Origin of the sequence: Thermofilum pendens Hrk 5 (assembly GCF_000015225.1) — an archaeon.
GTDB classification, from domain to species: domain Archaea; phylum Thermoproteota; class Thermoprotei; order Thermofilales; family Thermofilaceae; genus Thermofilum; species Thermofilum pendens.
The window spans coordinates 1092046-1108613 of record NC_008698.1; the positions used below are offsets into that span (position 1 = coordinate 1092046).

The following is a 16568-nucleotide window of genomic DNA, read 5'->3' on the forward strand; positions in this document are numbered from 1 at the left end:
AAGTAGTATTTAAATTTTTCCCAGAAAGCCTTTTCTTGAAGCCCGCCGTTAACGCCGCTGTGAAGGCGAAAATACTGTCAGCTGGGGATCCTCTCTCGAAGCTCCTCGCGGAGAAGGTAGGGCGCAGAGCAGAGCTTAGGGGGCTGAGGCGCGGCTTGGAGCAGGACGTATTCGAAAGGCTGGCGTACATCACTCCGATCCGCGTAGAGGTAACGAACTACGCGAGAAGACCGGTAGCCGTCTTCAACCCGGGTGCCGCGCTGGAGGGCTCGAATGTCGCCATTTTCCCAAGGATGGTCTTCGACTACTACTGGTACGTTTCATCGGTGGGGAGAATACGCGTAGGCGTGGACGACCTTCTCTCGGGGAGTATACCCGGAACCCTGAAGGCAGACCTGGTGATATACCCGAGCGAGGAATGGGAGCTGAGAGGGTGCGAGGACCCGAGGGTCTACGGCGCCGATGGAAACTACCTCGTGCTCTACACCGGCGTCCTGCCCTTGCAGAACGGCGTGCTACCTCTACAGGCCGTTGCCAGGTACTCGGAGGGCCGTGTCGAGAAGCTCGGCTACCTGGCTTTCGAGTATGGAGGCGAAAGGTACGTGGCGCCCTGGAAGGACAGCGCCATTCTCTCGGAGGGTGGCGGCGAGGCTCTGGCGCTCGTGCGCCCCTCCGTGCCGGTGCCGGGGGGTTTCCTGGAGGCCGGCTGGTTTACGCGCTTCGACCTGGCAGGGCTTACAGTGGACCCGGGCGAAGCGGTTCCCTTGCTCGTTGCAGAGAGCTTTGAATACAAGGTTGGGTGGTCTACGAACGCCTTGAAGCTGTCGAGCGGAGAGTACCTGGTGGGGTGGCACGGGGTAGGGGTGGACAACGTCTACAGGAATGGGCTCGCGGTGGTAAGCGAGGAGGGGGAGCTCTTGGAGCTTTCCGAGTACCTCCTGGTCCCGCGGAAAAGCTTAGAGGAGTTCTACGGCGATAGGCCTGGCGTGGTCTTCGGGTGCGGGTTGCTGAGAATCAAGGAGAAGCTCGTCTGGGTAGGCGGCGTCTCGGACTACGCGGTAGGCGTATTCGCCGTGGACATGGACAAGGCGCTGGAGCACTTGAAGAGAGTCTCGCGCTGAGAGCGCCCCCTACTCCCGCGCCTCAACGGTTATTTCGTAGGCTTCCACGTCCTCCAGGTAAGCTCCTACTCCGCCCACGCTGACCTCTCTTCCGTCCTCTAGCTTCAAGAGGATTGTACCAACGCTTCTGAACGAGTTCTCGAAGAGCCTTACGGGAACCCCCCTTACAGTAGCCTCCTCCCCCGTGGCGACCCACCTGCCCCGAACGGTAAGCACGGGCTTCCGCCCGGCGCCTAGAAGCGCGTTGATGTGCTCGAGTGCCCTTGTCATGTGGTGGTACGTCCTCCGCTCGAGCTGACCGAACTTGGCTGCAACTACCTTGCCGCTACCGCGCAGGTAGTCGAGGTAGTAAACGGCGAAAATCCTCATCAAGTTATCATCGGTAACCTTGTAGGCTGTTACCTGCCCCGACTCCCAGCCGGAGACTATGACTACCTGGGAGAAATCCGGTATCGCCATCTGGGGGGCCCTCGTAGGCCTCAGCCTGACCTCGTCGAACACGTTTACGAAGCTTCCTATGTCCTCCCCGTCGTAGAGCACTAGGCACGTCGCGAGATCAGTCCTCGCAAGCCTGTCCAGGAACCCTCTGAGGAACTTCGAGTAGCCCGCCACGAGGAGCTCGTGCCGGGCCGATTCCAAAGCCGAGAGGAAGAGGCTTTCCCCGGCGTTCTGCCCTACAGCTGTCCACACGCCCGGCTCCTCGCGCCTCAAGCTAGCCGACTCCAGGAGCCTAAGTATGGAGTTGAGCGTACTCGTTTCCTCGGCGTGCCTCCTCTCCACGTACCTCTTCAAGGCCACCCTGGGGTCTAGCGCGGAGAACTTCCTGGGCTTTCCCTCGGATATCGCTACTAGGCCCTTCTCCTCCAGCGCCTTCACTACGTCGTAGACCCTCGGCTGGGGTAGCTCGCTCCTCTTAGCGAGCTCTGTAGCCGTCATTGAACCGTAGAGAACCAGGGCTATGTAAGCTCTAGCCTCATACTCTCTCAGGCCAAGGCTCTCGGCAAGCCTGTAGAGATCCTTAAGGCTAAGCTCCGCTCCCTCCATTCTCGGGGGCTAACCGAAAGCCGAGATATAAATCTCTCGCACTTAGAAGAACTTTAGAGCTCAGTTATCCTGTACTCGGAGCCCCTAGCCTCTACTCTGTGTAGCTTACCCCTAAACCAAACGTTTAGCTCGACGCCGAGCCCCTCCGGGAGGCGTGGCTCCGCGACCAGTTTTCCGCCGCGGGGCTCTAGCCCGAGGAAGCCTAGTAGTAGTGCCATCCATGATCCTGCAGCTGCTGCTACGTGGAAGCCGTCTTCAAGGTTTCCGTAAGTATCCTCTAGGTCTGTGGAGGCAGCTTTCCTCAACAACGCTAAAGCTTCCTCCACTCTACCCAGGTACGCAGCCATAGCCGCGTACATAGGTAGGGATAGCGAGGATGCGTGAGTAGTTCTACGCAAGTAGTACTCGTAGTTCCCCTCTAAAACCCTCCTATCGAAAAACCTCCTCAACAAAAACAAGCCAGCAACAACATCCGCCTGCTTAACTAGGCGAGTAGAACCCACATCTAAGCCTTTAGCACAGGAATCCCCGAAGCAGTTGGAAACCTCTAAGTCTTTAAGCTTGAAGTAGCCCTCAAACTCTTCGCATAAACCACCCGGCTCGCAGGGAACCCTAACCCTCCCGGCAACCTCGAGCCACCCCTCAGCCTCCTCTCTACTCACACCCTCCTCTACGGCAACCCTCAGCCAGCCAGGCTTAGACTGGGATAAAGCGTAGTACTTAGCGCCGAGGACGAGGTTGTACCTAGCCATTACGTTCGTGTAGAAACTATCGTCTACGCCTACGTGGTACTCGTCGGGGCCTATAACGCCCCGGATGTGGTAGTAGCCGTCACCACCAAGCTCGACTCTCGAAGCCCAGAACCTAGCAGTCTCGAATATAATCCTTAAACCACACCTCTCCATGAACTCCTCGTCACCCGTATACTCGTAGTACATGTCTACAGCGTATGCTACGTCAGCAGTTATGTGTTGTTCAAGCCTACCAGTCTCTATGAAGGCCTTCCTGGAGCCCTCGAGGTCTAAAGGAACCTCTACGGGTGTAGCCTCCCTACAGTCATCAACACCCTCCCAGGGGTACCTAGCACCCCTAAAGCCTGTACTGGAAGCGTACTCCCTAGCCGCGCCCAGACACCTACACCTGTACTCCAGTATCTTCCTAGCGGCCTCGGGCTCTAGTAGCAGGTAGAATGGTAGGGAGTAGGTGTCGGAGTCCCAGAAAACATGCCCTCTATACCCGTAGCCGTGTAAACCCCTAGCTGGAAGCATAAACTCCCCTCCACCCTCATTGTACAATTGTAGCAAGTGGAAAGCGTTAAAGACAAGTGCATCCTCCAGTGCAGAATCACCGTAAAGCCTAAAACCAACCCTACCCCACAAACCCCTCCAAAAACCAACATGAGAAGAAACAAGCCCACCGAAGCTCTCCGAGGTAGCGATCCCCCTGAACTTTTCGAGCTCTTCCTTGCTGAGAGCGACGATCACAACCTTTTCCCCTTCGACCACGGAGCCCGGCTTCACGTCTACACAGTAGCAGGAGCCGACCTCCTTCCCCGTGTAGTAGCTCTTAGGCTCTGCGGGGCTACCTCTCACTATCAGGGCGTAGAGCACCCTGTAGGCATTGTCGGCTGTTCTCACGGAGAGCGAGGGGGAAGAGCCCTCGGCGGATACTTCCTCGACTTTGTAAAGCTTCACCTTGACCTCCGGGGGAGACGATACGTTGAGGGTATCGAGCTCTATGGGGTGTTTGATGCAGAGGCGCCCCTCGGCGTTGCGGGAGGCTAGGCGGTACCGTAGCGCGAATATACCTTTGAACTTCTTGTGTGTAAGCCTCAGGCTCTCGTATTCCAGCTCGCCTAGGCTCGACCCAAGGATAGCCTTGTAGCTCAGAGTTCCTCCCTCCGCGTCCAGGAGGAACTCGTTGCTACCCTGGACGGGTAGCATGGGCACGCCGTCTAGCTCCACGTATACGGGGGTTATCCTCGGGAGGTTGACCAGCTCCCTGTAGAATATGGGCGTATAGCTGTAGACTCCCGCAACGAGCGTGCCGTACTCCGAGGGCGCAGTCTCCGGGTCCCCGCGGACGCTGAGAAAACCGTTGGAGAGAGTTGTAAGCGTGGCTATCTTCCTGATAGGCCTCTCCCTATCGCTAAACGCGTACTTCTTCAAGCCTCACACCCCACCTTTCTCAAAACGTCTAGGGGGTTGAGCCCTTCGAAGCTCTCAACGGTGTAGTTGGCCCCGCTACCCGCGAGCCTAGGGTTGAAGCAGCCCACGACCTTGAAGCCCAGGAGCCTCCCGGCCTCGACTCCAGCCGGCGAATCTTCGAAGAGAACGTTACAAGCTACGGCGGGCCACCGCTCCCTGACTACTCTCAGCGCGGAGGAGAGGACTTCGTCCTTGGATCTACCGCTCCCACTGACGTCTGCGTCGAAAAGCCCCAAGAGGGATGGCTCCTTCCTCAAGACGACGAGGACGTTGCGGGACGCGGAGGCGAGCACCTGGGGTATTCCTTCTCTGCGCGCATAGCTAATGAAGTTGACAACGTCGCGGCGCACCCTGTACCTCCCTTCGCCGACTAGCCGGAGGTATATCTCGGTCTTCCTCTCGGCGAACTCGGCTACTCGCTTCTCGAAGTCAGGTTGCGAGGGGCTCAGCCCACCCAGCATGGAAAGCACATTCCTAGCCCCCTCCAGCCTTGGACGCCCGGACACGTACTCCTCGTAGAACTCGTGGTCGAAGCCCTCTAACCCCCACTCACGGCACGCCGCCGCCCAGGCTTCTTCGTGCGGCGTCTCGACGATTACTCCGTCGAAGTCCCAGACGAAGGATGCCTTGACACGCACATACTACTTCGAATAGTAAACAATTATAAACTTTCCCTTGATAAGCCGGCGGAGGGCTACCAGGGAGCTCCGCGCGAAAGGCTTTTTAGCCGGGGCGGCGGGGTTTGGAGCGGGCATTTGGTTTCGGGTTTAGGGTCTCGTGGGAACCCCTTCTACGGTAGGGACGTCCTGTCGATACTCGACTTCTCGAGGAGCGACCTCGAGTACCTCTTCGCGGAGGCGGACAGGGTTCGGCGCGACCCCTCGGCGTTCAGCGGGGAGCTGAGGGGCTACGTGTTGGCGACTGCCTTCTTCGAGCCCAGCACCAGGACGAGGCTGAGCTTCCAGGCGGCGATGCTGAGGCTCGGCGGCTCCTGCATAGACCTGGGCGAGCTCGAGAAGAGCTCTATAGCTAAGGGGGAGAACTTCGCGGATACCGTGAGGATGCTCGACGCCTACGCGGACGTCATAGTCGTTAGGCACAGGCTTGAGGGGGCGGCGAGGTTCGCGGCGGAGGTGGCGGAGAAGCCGGTTATAAACGCCGGCGACGGAAAGAGGCACCACCCCACGCAGGCCATGCTCGACCTGTACTCCGTCAAGACGCTGAAGGGCTCTGTGGACGGGCTGGTCTACGGGGTTCTCGGGGACTTGAAGTACGGGAGGGCTGCCGCGAGCTTCATCCTGGGGCTTTCCCTGTTCAAGCCGAGGAAGGTCTACCTTATATCGCCGGGGCTTCTCAAGGCGCGGGAAGACGTGAAGGAGGCCTTGAGGGAGAGGGGTGTGGGCTTCGAGGAGGTAGAGTCCCCGTCGGAGGTGATCGGCGAGCTCGACGTGCTCTACGTTACGAGGATCCAGCGGGAGCGCTTCCCGGACCCCTCCGAGTACGAGAAGGTCAGGGGTAGCTACGTCGTGGACTCGAAGTTGCTGAGGAACGCTAAGGAGGGCTTGATCGTGCTCCACCCGCTTCCACGCGTAGACGAGATCTCGTTCGACGTCGACGGGACTCCTCACGCCAAGTACTTCGAGCAGGCAAGGCTGGGCATCCCCCTGAGGATGGCTTTGCTGAAGCTCGTCTTGAAGGGGTGAGGGGGCTTGGAGGAAGGGTTGCTCGTCAGGAAGATTAGGGAGGGCACGGTGATCGACCACATACCCGCCGGGAGGGCTCTCAACGTGCTGAAGATCCTCGGACTCACGGGCCGGGAGGGCTTAACGATAGCGGTGGTCATGAACGTTCCGAGCAGGAAGCTCGGGGTGAAGGACATAGTGAAGGTCGAGAAGAGGTTCCTCGAGCCCTCCGAGGTGGACAAGATAGCCCTCATAGCCCCGTCCGCCACTATAAACATAATCAGGGACTTCCAGGTAGCGTCGAAGAGGCGCGTCGAGCCACCCGCGGTGGTTACAGGCATACTGCGCTGCCCGAACCCCAACTGCGTCACGAACTCGGAGCGGGAGCCCGTCACCCCGAGGTTCGTCAGGGTTTCCCTCAGCCCGCTGAAACTCAAGTGCGCGTACTGCGAGGAAACGCTCAGCGAGGCCGAGATCGTAGACCAGCTCGTGAGCCCCTATGGGTAGAGCGTTCGACCTCGTGGTCACCGGGAAGGCCTACATCGGCGGCAGGGTAGTCGAGGCGTCCATAGGCGTTGAGGACGGCAGGATAGCGGCTGTGTCCTCGCCGGCTCTGGCGGGGAGCGCCGAGGAGAGAATCGAGCTGGGCAAAGGCTACCTCGTGCTCCCGGGCATGGTGGACATACACGTGCACATGCGGGAGCCGGGGCAGGAGTACAAGGAGGACTGGCGCACCGGGTCGCGGGCCGCCGTCAAGGGGGGAGTGACCTTCGTGGCAGACATGCCTAACAACAAGCCTCCAGCTAACACCTGCGAGAGGCTCGCCGAGAAGCTCAGAAGGGCGGGGGAGAAGTCCCTCGTAGACTTCGCGTTCTATGCGGGCTTCTCGGAGAACCCCGAGGAGTTGCTACGGTGCCCGGAGCTCTTCGTGGGCGGGAAGCTCTACCCAGAGGAGCTCTTTTCGCGGTCAGCCGCTTACTTCGCGCGCCTCATGGCGAAGCTCGGGAAGCCGCTCGTAGTGCACGCGGAGGATCCGAGCATGTTCCGCGAGTCCAGGGGCTTGCCCCACAGCTACGCGAGGCCCCCCGAGGCCGAGCTGAGCGGAGTGAGGAGGGCCCTGAGGCTCTGCGGGGAGGCCGGGGCATGGGTACATGTAACGCACGTGAGCACTGGCGCCGCGGTGACGGAGCTCCTCTCGGCGAAGCTCTCGGGTCTCAAGGCCACGTTCGACGTTACGCCCCACCACGCACTCCTCACCGACTCCCTCTACTCGACTACTCTCAGCAGGATCGCCAAGGTGAACCCGCCGCTGAGAGGCGAGGCGGACAGGTCGGCGGTCTACTCCGCGCTGGCGCGGGGGCTCCCGGACGCGCTCGTAACGGACCACGCGCCCCACTCGCCGGAGGAGAAGGCCTCGGAAGACCCACCCCCGGGCTTCCCGGGGCTCGAGCTCGCTCTCCACCTGCTACTCAGCGAGGTGCTCGCCGGCAGGCTACCGCTCGGCGTTATCGACCTCTACAGCTCCAGGCCGGCGTCCCTCCTCGGCGTCGAAAAGGGGGCTATAGCCGTGGGGATGGACGCTGACCTCGTGGTCGTTAAGAGGGAGGAGTGGGTTGTGAGGGGCGACGAGATGGTGTCGAAGGCCAGGTACACCCCCTTCGAGGGCTGGCGCCTCTCGACGAAGACGCACGCAGTCTTCGTGCGCGGCAGGATGGTCTACGCCGAGGGAGAGTTCTTCGAAGACGCGAGGGGCTCTCTGCGCGCCCCCCGGGGGGCTCCGGAGCGGTGGTGGTGAGCGGCATGGGGTACACCAGGGCTAGGGTGGCGGAGGTCCTGGACCTAGCCCCCTCCGTGAAGATGTACATCCTCGAGCTTTCCAGGCCCTTCGGCTCCCAGCCCGGCCAGTACGTCATGGTGTGGCTCCCCGGGGTTGGCGAGTTCCCCGTCAGCGTGGCCGGCGAGAAGGGCGGCGCACTCAGGCTCGTTGTCGCGAGGAAGGGTAGGGCTACCGGCTACATGCACGAGAGGGTCGCGGAGGGGGGCTACGTGTTCGTGAGGGGGCCGCTCGGGAGGGGCTTCAGGCTCGACGCGCGTAAAGCCCTGCTGGTGGGCGGGGGGTACGGGGCAGCCCCCCTGCTCTACCTGGCAGAAAGGTTGTCCGGGGCCGGGGCAACTGTGCACGCGGTGCTGGGTTTCCGGTCGCGCGAGCACGCCCTGCTGGTCGAGGACTTCAGGAGGGTTGCCGGGGAGGTCTGGGTCGCGACGGAGGATGGTAGCGAGGGCTTTAAGGGTACAGCGGTCGACCTCTTCGAGCGCGTTTTCCCGGGCGGGGGCTACGACGCCGTCTACACGTGCGGGAAGGAGCTGATGATGGAGAAGGTCGTGAGGAGGGCCGTGGAGGCGGGGGTGAGGGTTCAGGCGTCCCTTGAGAGGATAATCAAGTGCGGAGTCGGCGTCTGCGGGGCGTGCGCCTTGGAGCCGCTGGGGCTGAGGGTGTGCTCGGACGGACCGGTCTTCGACGGGGAGACCCTGCTATCGCTGGAGGACTTCGGTAGGTACTGGCGCGACCACTCGGGAAGGAGGGTCCCGTTGCCCCCGTGAGGTGGCGTCGATGGTGGAGCTCTCTGTGGAGGTCGCCGGGTTGCGGCTGAGGAACCCCGTCGTAGTGGCGTCGGGAGTCCTCGGGGTCAGCGTCGGGCTCATGAAGAGGGCTGAGGACGCGGGCGCAGGCGCCGTCACCTCGAAGACCGTGACGCTGAACCCCAGGGAGGGCTACCCCAACCCCGTGGTCTACGAGCTGGACTACGGGCTCGTGAACTCTATGGGACTCCCGAACCCCGGCGCAGAGGAGATGGGAAGGATCCTGCGCGAAGCCAGGCGGGTCCTCGGCATACCGGTCATCGCGAGCATAGGGGCGAGCACGCCCGACGAGGCGCTACGCATCGCAGAGGCGCTCGAGGGCTTCGACGCCCTAGAGCTCAACGCGAGTTGCCCGCACGTGAAGGGGCTGGGAGCAGACCTCATGTCCGACCCCGACGCCGTTTACGGCATAGTCTCCGCCCTCAAGTCCTCCGGGTACAGGGTCTTCCTGAAGCTGAGCCCCCACGGGGACTACCTGGCGGTCGCGAGGAAGGCTTACAGCGCCGGCGTCGACGGGTTCACGGCGATAAACACCGCGAAAGCCATGGTAATCGACGTCTACGCCAGGAAGCCCGTGCTGGGGGGAGTCGTGGGAGGGCTCTCGGGCAGGGCGATACACCCCATAGCGGTCAGGGTCGTCTACGAGTTGCACCGAGAGTTCCCCGAAGTCCCCGTAATAGGCACCGGGGGCGTAGAGGGGTGGGTCGAGGCGGTCGAGCTGATCCTCGCGGGCGCGTCCGCCGTAGGGGTCGGCACCGCCCTCAAGAGGGGCTTCGAGGTCATAGGGGAGATCCTGGGGGGCATCGAGAGGTACCTGCGGGACGAGGGCTTCCCAAGCGTTGAGAGCATAGTGGGGCTAGCGCACAAGTAGCGGGGCTCAGCAAGGGAGACTGGAAGCCTCCTCACCGCTCAGAGAGGTCCCCACACATCAGCGCCTACAGCCATCACCGCGCCCCCTGTTTATCTCTTTTTCCCCCGCGGGCTAGGCTTCCCCCACCCACTCCTTCAGGAACCTCTCGAGGAACTCCTCCATGAACCTGTGCCTACCCTCGGCGATCCTCCTCGCAGGCTCTGTGTTCAGGGTGTCCTTCACCTTGAGTAACTTCTCGTAGAAGTGGTTGACAACGGTCTCCGAATGTCCGTCGTACCTCTCCTTCGGGGGCTTAGAGGGGTCGTAGAAGGGCGTGCCGCGAGCCCCTCCCCTCGCGAAGGCCCTTGCCACCCCGATAGCCCCAAGAGCGTCAAGCCTGTCCGCGTCCTGGAGTATCTGGGCCTCGATGCTGGAAGGCCTCCCGCCTCCCCTGTACCTGTGCGCCTCGATGCAGTACGCAACTCTCTCGATCTTATCCTCCGGGAAGCCCACCCTCTTCAGGATCTCGCGGGCGATCCTCGCCCCCTCCCGGGCGTGGTCCTCGACGAGCCCCTCGTCCTCCATGGACCTAGCCACGTCGTGCAGGATCGCGGCTGCTCCGAGAACCTCCAGGTCGACCCCCGCGCCAAGCTCCCTGGCTATGCGCATCGCCAGCCTGTAGACTCTCTCCACGTGCGAGAGATCGTGGTGCGAGCCTCTGTAGAACTTCACAGCCTCCTCGGCGACCCTCCTGAGCATCTCGCCCTCTACTACCTCCAGGAGCACGCCTCAACCCACGAAGCCCGGCTATAAGAGCCTTACGTGACGCGCGAAAAGGCTTTTAGGTGCGTAGCCGCATAACCGTCTATGCAGACCCGCTACGTATTCGTGACTGGCGGTGTTGTCAGCGGGCTCGGGAAGGGGGCTGTCGCGGCTTCGATAGGGAAGCTCATGCAGCTCCGGGGCTTCAAGGTCGACATGATAAAGATCGACCCCTACCTCAACGTCGACCCGGGGACACTCAACCCCGTCGAGCACGGAGAGGTCTTCGTCTGCGAGGAGGTGTGGGAGTTTGAGCCGGCGCCGGGCTACAGGTTCACGATAGCCGAGATAGACCAGGACTTCGGGACCTACGAGCGCTTCCTCGACGTCAACATGCACCCCTCGAACAACATCACGTCGGGGCAGGTCTACCTCAGCGTCATCCTGAAGGAGCGCATGGGGGAGTACCTGGGCAGGACGATCCAAGTGATACCCCATGTCACGGAGGAGATAAAGAGGAGGATAAGGGCCGTCGCCGAGAGGAGTAGGCCCGACGTGCTCGTAGTCGAGGTCGGCGGCACCGTGGGAGACATAGAGGCTATGCCTTTCCTCGAGGCCATCCGCCAGTTCAGGCTGGAGTATCCGCCGGGCTACACCGCGCTCGTACACGTGACGCTGGTGCCCTACCTTTCGTCTCTCGGCCAGCTGAAGACGAAGCCCACGCAGCACAGCGTGAAGGAGCTCCAGAGCATGGGGCTTCAGCCGGACGTGGTTATAGGCAGGTCCGACAGGCCCCTCCCAGAGGATATCCGCAGGAAGATAGCCCTCTACTCCAGCGTACCGCTGGAAGCGGTGTTCTCCGACCCCGACCTGGAGTCTGTGTACCTCCTGCCCGTAGTCCTGGAGGAGCAGGGGCTCGGGGACTACCTCTGCAGGGTACTCCGCCTCGACGGGCGGCTGGACGCCGCGCGCTTCGAGGAGTGGAGGAGGGTCGCCGAGAGGTTCGTGAAGTACAGCGAGGAGGTGGTCGTCGCCATGCCCGGTAAGTACACGATGATACAGGATTCCTATATCAGCATAAACGAGGCTCTCTCCCACGCGGGGGCCCACCTAGGCGCGAAGGTGAAGAGGCTCTACATCGAGGCGGAGGACATAGAAGAGAACCCCGAGAAGGTGAGGGAGGTTCTCGACTCGTCGCACGGTATACTGCTGACGCCGGGCTTCGGGTCCCGGGGCGTCGAGGGCATGATCCAAGCCGCGAGGTACGCGCTGGACACCGGGAAGCCGTTCCTCGGGATATGCTTCGGCGCGCAACTACTATTCGTGGCGTTCATGAGGTACAGGGTCGGCCTCGCCGGCGCCCACTCGACGGAGATAGACCCGGAGACCCCCCACCCGGTAGTCGACCTCCTCCCCGAGCAGAAGGGGGTCGCGTTCAAGGGGGGAACGATGAGGCTCGGCGCCCACCCCGTGAAGGTAGTCCCCGGGACGAGGCTCTTCGAGGCCTACAAGTCCGAGCTCATCTACGAGAGGTTCAGGCACCGCTACCACATCAACCCCGCGTACCGCGAGCTCGCCGAGAGGCACGGTCTCGTCGTCTCGTCCACGGATCCCTCGGGCAGGATTATAAACTCGATAGAGGTTGCGGGTGACGCCTGGATAGTCGGGGTACAGTTCCACCCGGAGTTCAAGAGCAGGCCCGCGAGGCCATCGCCCGTCTACCTAGAGTTCCTCAAGGCGGCTCTAAGGTACAAGCGGGCCCGCGGAGGCTAGCCACTGCTTATTAAGCTTGATGCACATCGAAAATATAGTGTTTTTGCGGCGTAGAAAAGCGGTTGGCATGCCGAAGACTATATGGGATCTCCCGTCCCCGCCGCCAGCAAGGGGCCACGCGGGGCTCGCGGTTTTCCTAGCGTCGCAGGGCTTCCCGGAGCTAGGCGCGGACCACTTGCTCAACCCACTCACGGCGCCCAGGTACTCGGAGCTCGTAGGGCAGGTCGTCAGGAGGGTCGGGCTGTTGCTACGCGGGGACGCGGGGCTGGAGCTCGCCCGTAACGCTGTGAAGCTCCTGGTAGAGGTGGGTCTTAACAGTGTAGGCTTCGAAGCCGTGTGGGCAGGCGTCCCCGCCGCCGAGTCCGAGAAGGCTTACCGGTTCGCGGTGAGCTTCCTCGGGGAGCTGGAGGAGGACGAGAGGGTCAGAGAGGCGGCGTCCGCGGTCGTTAAGGGCATGCTCTCCGACATGGGGAAGGTCATGTCGAGCAACCCTAGGGCTAAGAGCATGCTGAGGTGGATGTCCGAGGAGATAGAGAGGCAGGTCGACTGGCGCCACCCCGCTTCAAGCTTCCTGGCCGGCGCGAGGAGGGTTATAGAGGGGAACGCCTACTACAGGATGTACAAGCTCGGGCTTTGCCGCTTCGGCAACGACTACGCCTTGGGGCTGAGGTGGCTTAGGCGCCTAGGCTTCGTCCAGGTCTCGACGAACCCCGTTCTCGCAGCGGAGGCGTACAAGGACGACCCCGGGCTCTGGGAGGCCTTCGAGGAGTACCTGAGAAGGCACCCGGAGCTCGTTGAGAGGGCCGAGAGCGACCCGGACGAGCTCGCAATGGCGGCTACACTCATAGCCCTCTGGCCGAACATGGAGGTCTTCCGACCCGTCGCGCACCTCCTCGACTTCAAGGACGGGATGATAAGCTACCAGCTGAACCCCAACGTCGCCGACAGCGTGGAGGGTAGCGTTAGGGACGCGTTGAAGATATACAGGCTCAGCGAGGAGTACTTCGAGAAGTACGACGAGTACCTTCTCTGGGGGTGGCCCAGCACCATGGAGAGGGGGAGGCCCAACATAGTCTTCAAGGTTGCCGGTAGTAGCGAGGCGGCGATAGAGATCACGAGGATGCTCGAGAGCATGGGCATAGGCACGAACAACACGGTTACGTTCGCCGTCTCCCAGGAGGTGCAACTCATCCTCGCCAAGCTCGACGGAAGGGCGAAGGCCGTCAAGAAGGGGGTCAAGCTCACGAAGTCCTACGAGACTAACATGGGCGGCAGGCTAGAGGCCCACCTCCGGGAGGTCAAGGCGGCGGAGCTCATAAAGACGGCCCTCAGGCAGCTCGAAAACCCAGAGGAGGAGCTCGCGCGGCTAGCCAGGGAGCTCGGAGTACAAGGGGCGGAGCCCGGTAAGCCCTGGGAGGCTCCCACGGGCTGGGGCTACAGCGTGAGGGCGGAGACGCTCGACGAGAAGGCAGAGCTCGTAGCGAGCCAGGCCTACGTGAAGTCCTTGAAGGATCCGCGGCTCGCCGAGTTCCTGCTGAAAGCGAGGGTCTGCGGGGCTACACGCGAGGAGGTCGAGGCCTGCCTGGCCGCCTGGGAGGAGGCGATAAGCCTCTCCGGGACGCTGGTTGCCAGGAGGGTTTGGGGTATATTCTTCAGCGACGAGAACATGCCGAGGTGGATAGCCTACCTCGTCTCCAGGTACGGGCTCAGCTACGACGAGGCAGTCGAGGTGCTCGGCGGCATAGACGTGTTGCCGGCCTCGAAGAGGAAGCCCGAGGACACCCTCTACACGCTCGCCGCGAGGAACATGACGAACACGGAGTTCCCGAACCACCAGCTGAACGTGCACATGGCGTACGCAAGCGGCAAGGTCCGCCTGGAGGACTACGCTAACGCCGTGCTCAGAGGTGCCCCCAGGGAGGTGGAGGAGCTCTTAGTGAAGATGGAGGACTTCAGAAAGGCCTACGAGCTTACAGAGGAGCTCTTAAGAGTGCTCAGAGAGGTGGGGATACCCGGCGCCGAGCTCCTCGGAAGCGGCGGGTTGAAGCCGGAGGAATGGGTCTCCTTCGGCCCCAGGGTTAAGACGATGAAGGGCTTCACGAACGCCTACAACGAGTTTAGATCCAGGTGCTTGGAGCTCGCCAAGCGCCTCGCCGCGAAATGATAAACTTCCCATATTAGTAAAAATATATTTGGGGGAAAGCTTTTATCTAGTTACCGCTAAAAAGTAGGTGGTGGGAGGGCTTTGGCACGTGTAGCCGTCAAAGATCTTGTGAAAAGGTTTGGAAAAGTGGTTGCCGTCGACAGGGTCTCCTTCGAGGCTAAGGACGGCGAGTTCCTCGTTCTCCTCGGCCCCAGCGGGTGCGGGAAGACCACTACCCTGAGGATGATAGCCGGGCTAGAGACGCCAGACGAGGGAGAGATCTACATCGGGGACAGGCTCGTGAACGACCTGCCGCCCAAGGATAGGGACGTGGCGATGGTGTTCCAAAACTACGCTCTCTACCCGCACATGAAGGTATACGATAACATCGCTTTCCCGCTCAGGATAAGGAAGCTGCCGGCCGACGAGATAGACCGCAGAGTCAGAGAGGTGGCAAAGCTCCTGAGGATAGAGGAGTTGCTGGACAGGTACCCGAGGCAGCTGAGCGGCGGGCAACAGCAGAGGGTCGCCCTGGGTAGGGCTCTCGTGAGGCAGCCACAGGTCTTCCTGATGGACGAGCCTCTCAGCAACCTCGACGCAAAGCTGAGGGTGTACATGAGGGCTGAGCTGAAGAGGCTTCAGAGAGAGCTCGGCATAACAACGATCTACGTTACCCACGACCAAGCGGAGGCTATGACCATGGCGGACAGGGTAGCTGTGATGAACGAGGGGAAGATAATGCAGCTCGCAGACCCCGCCGAGCTCTACTTCAGGCCCGCGAACACCTTCGTTGCGGGCTTCATAGGAGCCCCGGCGATGAACTTCGTAGACGCCTCGGCGAAGGTTGAAGACGACACGGTCGTGCTCGACACGGGGATCTACCGCATCAGGCTCCCCAAGGACGCCTCCGAGGTGCTGATAAAGCAGGGCGTGCCGAGCGAGGTCATATTCGGTATAAGGCCTGAGCACATCACCGTTAGCAAGCAGGAGTTCCCCGGGAGCTTCGCCGCGGAGGTCTTCGTAACGGAGCCCCTAGGATCGGAGACGATAATCGACTTCAAGCATGGAGACGCTATACTCAAGGCGAAGTACCCCGGGCACTTCGAGGCCTCTCCGGGAGAGAAGATATACATAGGCTTCCAGCTACAGTACGCCCACGTGTTCGACAAGAAGACAGGAAAAGCCCTAGTCTAGAAATTTTCAGGGTTATTTTGCCTCGTCTTCTACCTCGAAGCTTCCCCTACCGTACCCTTTCACCGAGATCTCCAAGGCTACTTTATGCTTGCCGGGCGCGTAGCTACCGGGGATTCTCACCTCTACCTCGGTCCCCACCGGGACCTCCACCGGGTTGGCCTCGGAGATCTCCGAGGACTTCAGTGTTCTTCCGGAGACGACTATCACTACTTCCTCGGGCTTTACCTCTGCGTCGTCAACCTTCACCTTCACCGGGGCGTTGAGAGAAGCTGTTGCCAGGCTGTTCTTGAGCTTGAAGGAGAGGTAGCCGTGCTCGAGCTTCATGCTACCCTTCACGTACAGCCTTTTGAGAAGGGCTCGCGGAAGGAATGCCATAGCTATCGATAATTCTTTGCGCGCTAAAGATAAATATTTTTTGGGGCTTCTCTACGCGTGCCCGGGAAAAACTTCAGCTTGACGGGTCATAGGGGCGCAGCCGCGCTGGAGCCGGAAAACACCCTCCCCTCCTTTCTGAAGGCCTACGAGTGCGGGGCTACGGGTATCGAGTTCGACGTGCGCTTGACGCGTGACGGCGTCGTCGTGGCGCACGACGACGAGTTAGAGAGGGTTGCGGGGGTTAAGGGTAGGGTGAGCGAGAAGACCTACTCGGAGTTGCTCGGGGTCAGGGTGGGGGGCAGGGCGCGTATCCCGACTCTCAGGGAGGTTCTCTCCCTGGCTAAGGGCAGGCTGAGCGTGGATATAGAGCTTAAGGTCGTGGGGGCGGAGGCTGAGGTCGTGGATTCCCTGAGAGAGTTGCGGATGGTCGACGACGCGCTGGTAACGTCGTTTGTACCCGAGGCTCTGCGGAGAGTCAAGGAGCTGGCGCCGGAGGTGAGCGTGGGTGTACTGCTCGAAGAGTGGGACGACGAGTACCTCGAGATAGCCGAAAAGCTGGGTGCAGAGGCTTTGCTACCGTACTACGAGGCGCTGAGCCGCGACCTTGTCGAGAGGATAAAGAAGCGGGGCTTCAAGGTGATAACGTGGACCGTGGACGACCCGGAGGTCGCGGAGCGGCTCTACAGGCTGGGGATCGACGGGGTAATAACGGACGACCCTTGCCTGCTTGCACGCAGGCTTAGGTTCACGGGAGGCTAGCACTCTCAAAGTTTATAG

At 61.4% G+C, this 16568-nt stretch carries 15 protein-coding genes; 10 read left to right on the top strand and 5 right to left on the bottom strand.

What is annotated here, in order from left to right; translation table 11 throughout:
- The first annotated feature begins 35 nt into the window (after positions 1–35).
- Positions 36–1121 carry a glycoside hydrolase family 130 protein gene (locus TPEN_RS05930; RefSeq protein ID WP_052885213.1) on the top strand — a complete coding sequence of 362 codons (1086 nt, stop codon included), beginning with the start codon at positions 36–38 and terminating at the stop codon, positions 1119–1121.
- A 9-nt stretch (positions 1122–1130) separates the two neighbouring features.
- Here the strand turns inward: TPEN_RS05930 and TPEN_RS05935 are convergent, their stop codons facing one another.
- From TPEN_RS05935 to TPEN_RS05945, 3 genes are read right to left on the bottom strand one after another with little or no spacing between them, the layout of a single operon-like run.
- Complete coding sequence (locus tag TPEN_RS05935) at positions 1131–2165, bottom strand: TrmB family transcriptional regulator (RefSeq protein ID WP_011752817.1); 1035 nt, start codon at positions 2163–2165, stop codon at positions 1131–1133.
- Positions 2166–2218: 53 nt separating this feature from the next.
- Complete coding sequence (locus tag TPEN_RS05940; protein ID WP_011752818.1) at positions 2219–4333, bottom strand: glycoside hydrolase family 65 protein; 2115 nt, start codon at positions 4331–4333, stop codon at positions 2219–2221.
- The gene (locus TPEN_RS05945) at positions 4330–5010 is read right to left on the bottom strand and encodes an HAD family hydrolase (RefSeq protein ID WP_011752819.1); all 681 of its coding nucleotides are present in this window, start codon (positions 5008–5010) and stop codon (positions 4330–4332) included. Before TPEN_RS05945 ends, TPEN_RS05940 begins: the two co-directional genes overlap by 4 nt.
- Positions 5011–5127: 117 nt before the next feature.
- Here TPEN_RS05945 and pyrB point away from each other — a divergent pair, with 117 nt between their 5' ends.
- The 5 genes from pyrB to TPEN_RS05970 are packed head-to-tail and all read left to right on the top strand — an operon-like array spanning position 5128 to position 9565.
- Positions 5128–6075, top strand: a complete 948-nt coding sequence (gene pyrB / locus TPEN_RS05950) for an aspartate carbamoyltransferase (RefSeq protein WP_011752820.1) — start codon at positions 5128–5130, stop codon at positions 6073–6075.
- A gap of 6 nt (positions 6076–6081) precedes the next feature.
- Positions 6082–6561, top strand: coding sequence for an aspartate carbamoyltransferase regulatory subunit (pyrI, locus tag TPEN_RS05955; protein ID WP_011752821.1), 480 nt, complete (start codon positions 6082–6084; stop codon positions 6559–6561).
- Positions 6554–7849, top strand: coding sequence for a dihydroorotase (locus TPEN_RS05960; protein WP_011752822.1), 1296 nt, complete (start codon positions 6554–6556; stop codon positions 7847–7849). The genes pyrI and TPEN_RS05960 overlap by 8 nt, the downstream gene beginning before the upstream one ends.
- A 5-nt stretch (positions 7850–7854) precedes the next feature.
- Positions 7855–8655 carry a dihydroorotate dehydrogenase electron transfer subunit gene (locus TPEN_RS05965; RefSeq protein WP_011752823.1) on the top strand — a complete coding sequence of 267 codons (801 nt, stop codon included), beginning with the start codon at positions 7855–7857 and terminating at the stop codon, positions 8653–8655.
- A 10-nt stretch (positions 8656–8665) separates the two neighbouring features.
- Positions 8666–9565, top strand: coding sequence for a dihydroorotate dehydrogenase (locus TPEN_RS05970; protein ID WP_011752824.1), 900 nt, complete (start codon positions 8666–8668; stop codon positions 9563–9565).
- Positions 9566–9676: 111 nt separating this feature from the next.
- Here TPEN_RS05970 and TPEN_RS05975 read toward each other — a convergent pair whose 3' ends face one another.
- Positions 9677–10330 (bottom strand): HD domain-containing protein, encoded by a 654-nt coding sequence (locus tag TPEN_RS05975; protein WP_011752825.1) that lies wholly within the window; start codon positions 10328–10330, stop codon positions 9677–9679.
- An 81-nt stretch (positions 10331–10411) separates the two neighbouring features.
- Between TPEN_RS05975 and TPEN_RS05980 the strand changes: the two genes are divergently transcribed.
- The 3 genes from TPEN_RS05980 (at position 10412) to TPEN_RS05990 (ending at position 15416) form a co-directional block, all read left to right on the top strand.
- Entirely contained in the window at positions 10412–12079 is a 1668-nt protein-coding gene (locus TPEN_RS05980) for a CTP synthase (RefSeq protein ID WP_011752826.1), read from the top strand.
- 67 nt (positions 12080–12146) lie between these two features.
- Positions 12147–14243: a transaldolase family protein gene (locus TPEN_RS05985; RefSeq protein WP_052885215.1), complete on the top strand. Its 2097-nt coding sequence runs from the start codon at positions 12147–12149 to the stop codon at positions 14241–14243.
- Between the two features lie 81 nt (positions 14244–14324).
- Entirely contained in the window at positions 14325–15416 is a 1092-nt protein-coding gene (locus TPEN_RS05990) for an ABC transporter ATP-binding protein (protein ID WP_011752828.1), read from the top strand.
- A gap of 12 nt (positions 15417–15428) precedes the next feature.
- On the opposite strand, the gene TPEN_RS05995 is transcribed toward TPEN_RS05990, so the two are convergent.
- Positions 15429–15791, bottom strand: coding sequence for a C-glycoside deglycosidase beta subunit domain-containing protein (locus tag TPEN_RS05995; protein ID WP_011752829.1), 363 nt, complete (start codon positions 15789–15791; stop codon positions 15429–15431).
- Positions 15792–15848: 57 nt separating this feature from the next.
- Between TPEN_RS05995 and TPEN_RS06000 the strand changes: the two genes are divergently transcribed.
- Positions 15849–16550 (top strand): glycerophosphodiester phosphodiesterase, encoded by a 702-nt coding sequence (locus TPEN_RS06000; RefSeq protein WP_011752830.1) that lies wholly within the window; start codon positions 15849–15851, stop codon positions 16548–16550.
- Positions 16551–16568 lie beyond the last annotated feature (18 nt).

Coding starts and splice junctions, on each gene's coding strand:
- TPEN_RS05935 (WP_011752817.1), bottom strand. CDS start 2,165: ATGGAGGGAGCGGAGCTTAGCCTTAAGGATCTCTACAGGCTTGCCGAG.
- TPEN_RS05960 (WP_011752822.1), top strand. CDS start 6,554: ATGGGTAGAGCGTTCGACCTCGTGGTCACCGGGAAGGCCTACATCGGC.
- TPEN_RS05965 (WP_011752823.1), top strand. CDS start 7,855: ATGGGGTACACCAGGGCTAGGGTGGCGGAGGTCCTGGACCTAGCCCCC.
- TPEN_RS05970 (WP_011752824.1), top strand. CDS start 8,666: ATGGTGGAGCTCTCTGTGGAGGTCGCCGGGTTGCGGCTGAGGAACCCC.
- TPEN_RS05980 (WP_011752826.1), top strand. CDS start 10,412: ATGCAGACCCGCTACGTATTCGTGACTGGCGGTGTTGTCAGCGGGCTC.
- TPEN_RS05985 (WP_052885215.1), top strand. CDS start 12,147: ATGCCGAAGACTATATGGGATCTCCCGTCCCCGCCGCCAGCAAGGGGC.
- TPEN_RS05995 (WP_011752829.1), bottom strand. CDS start 15,791: ATGGCATTCCTTCCGCGAGCCCTTCTCAAAAGGCTGTACGTGAAGGGT.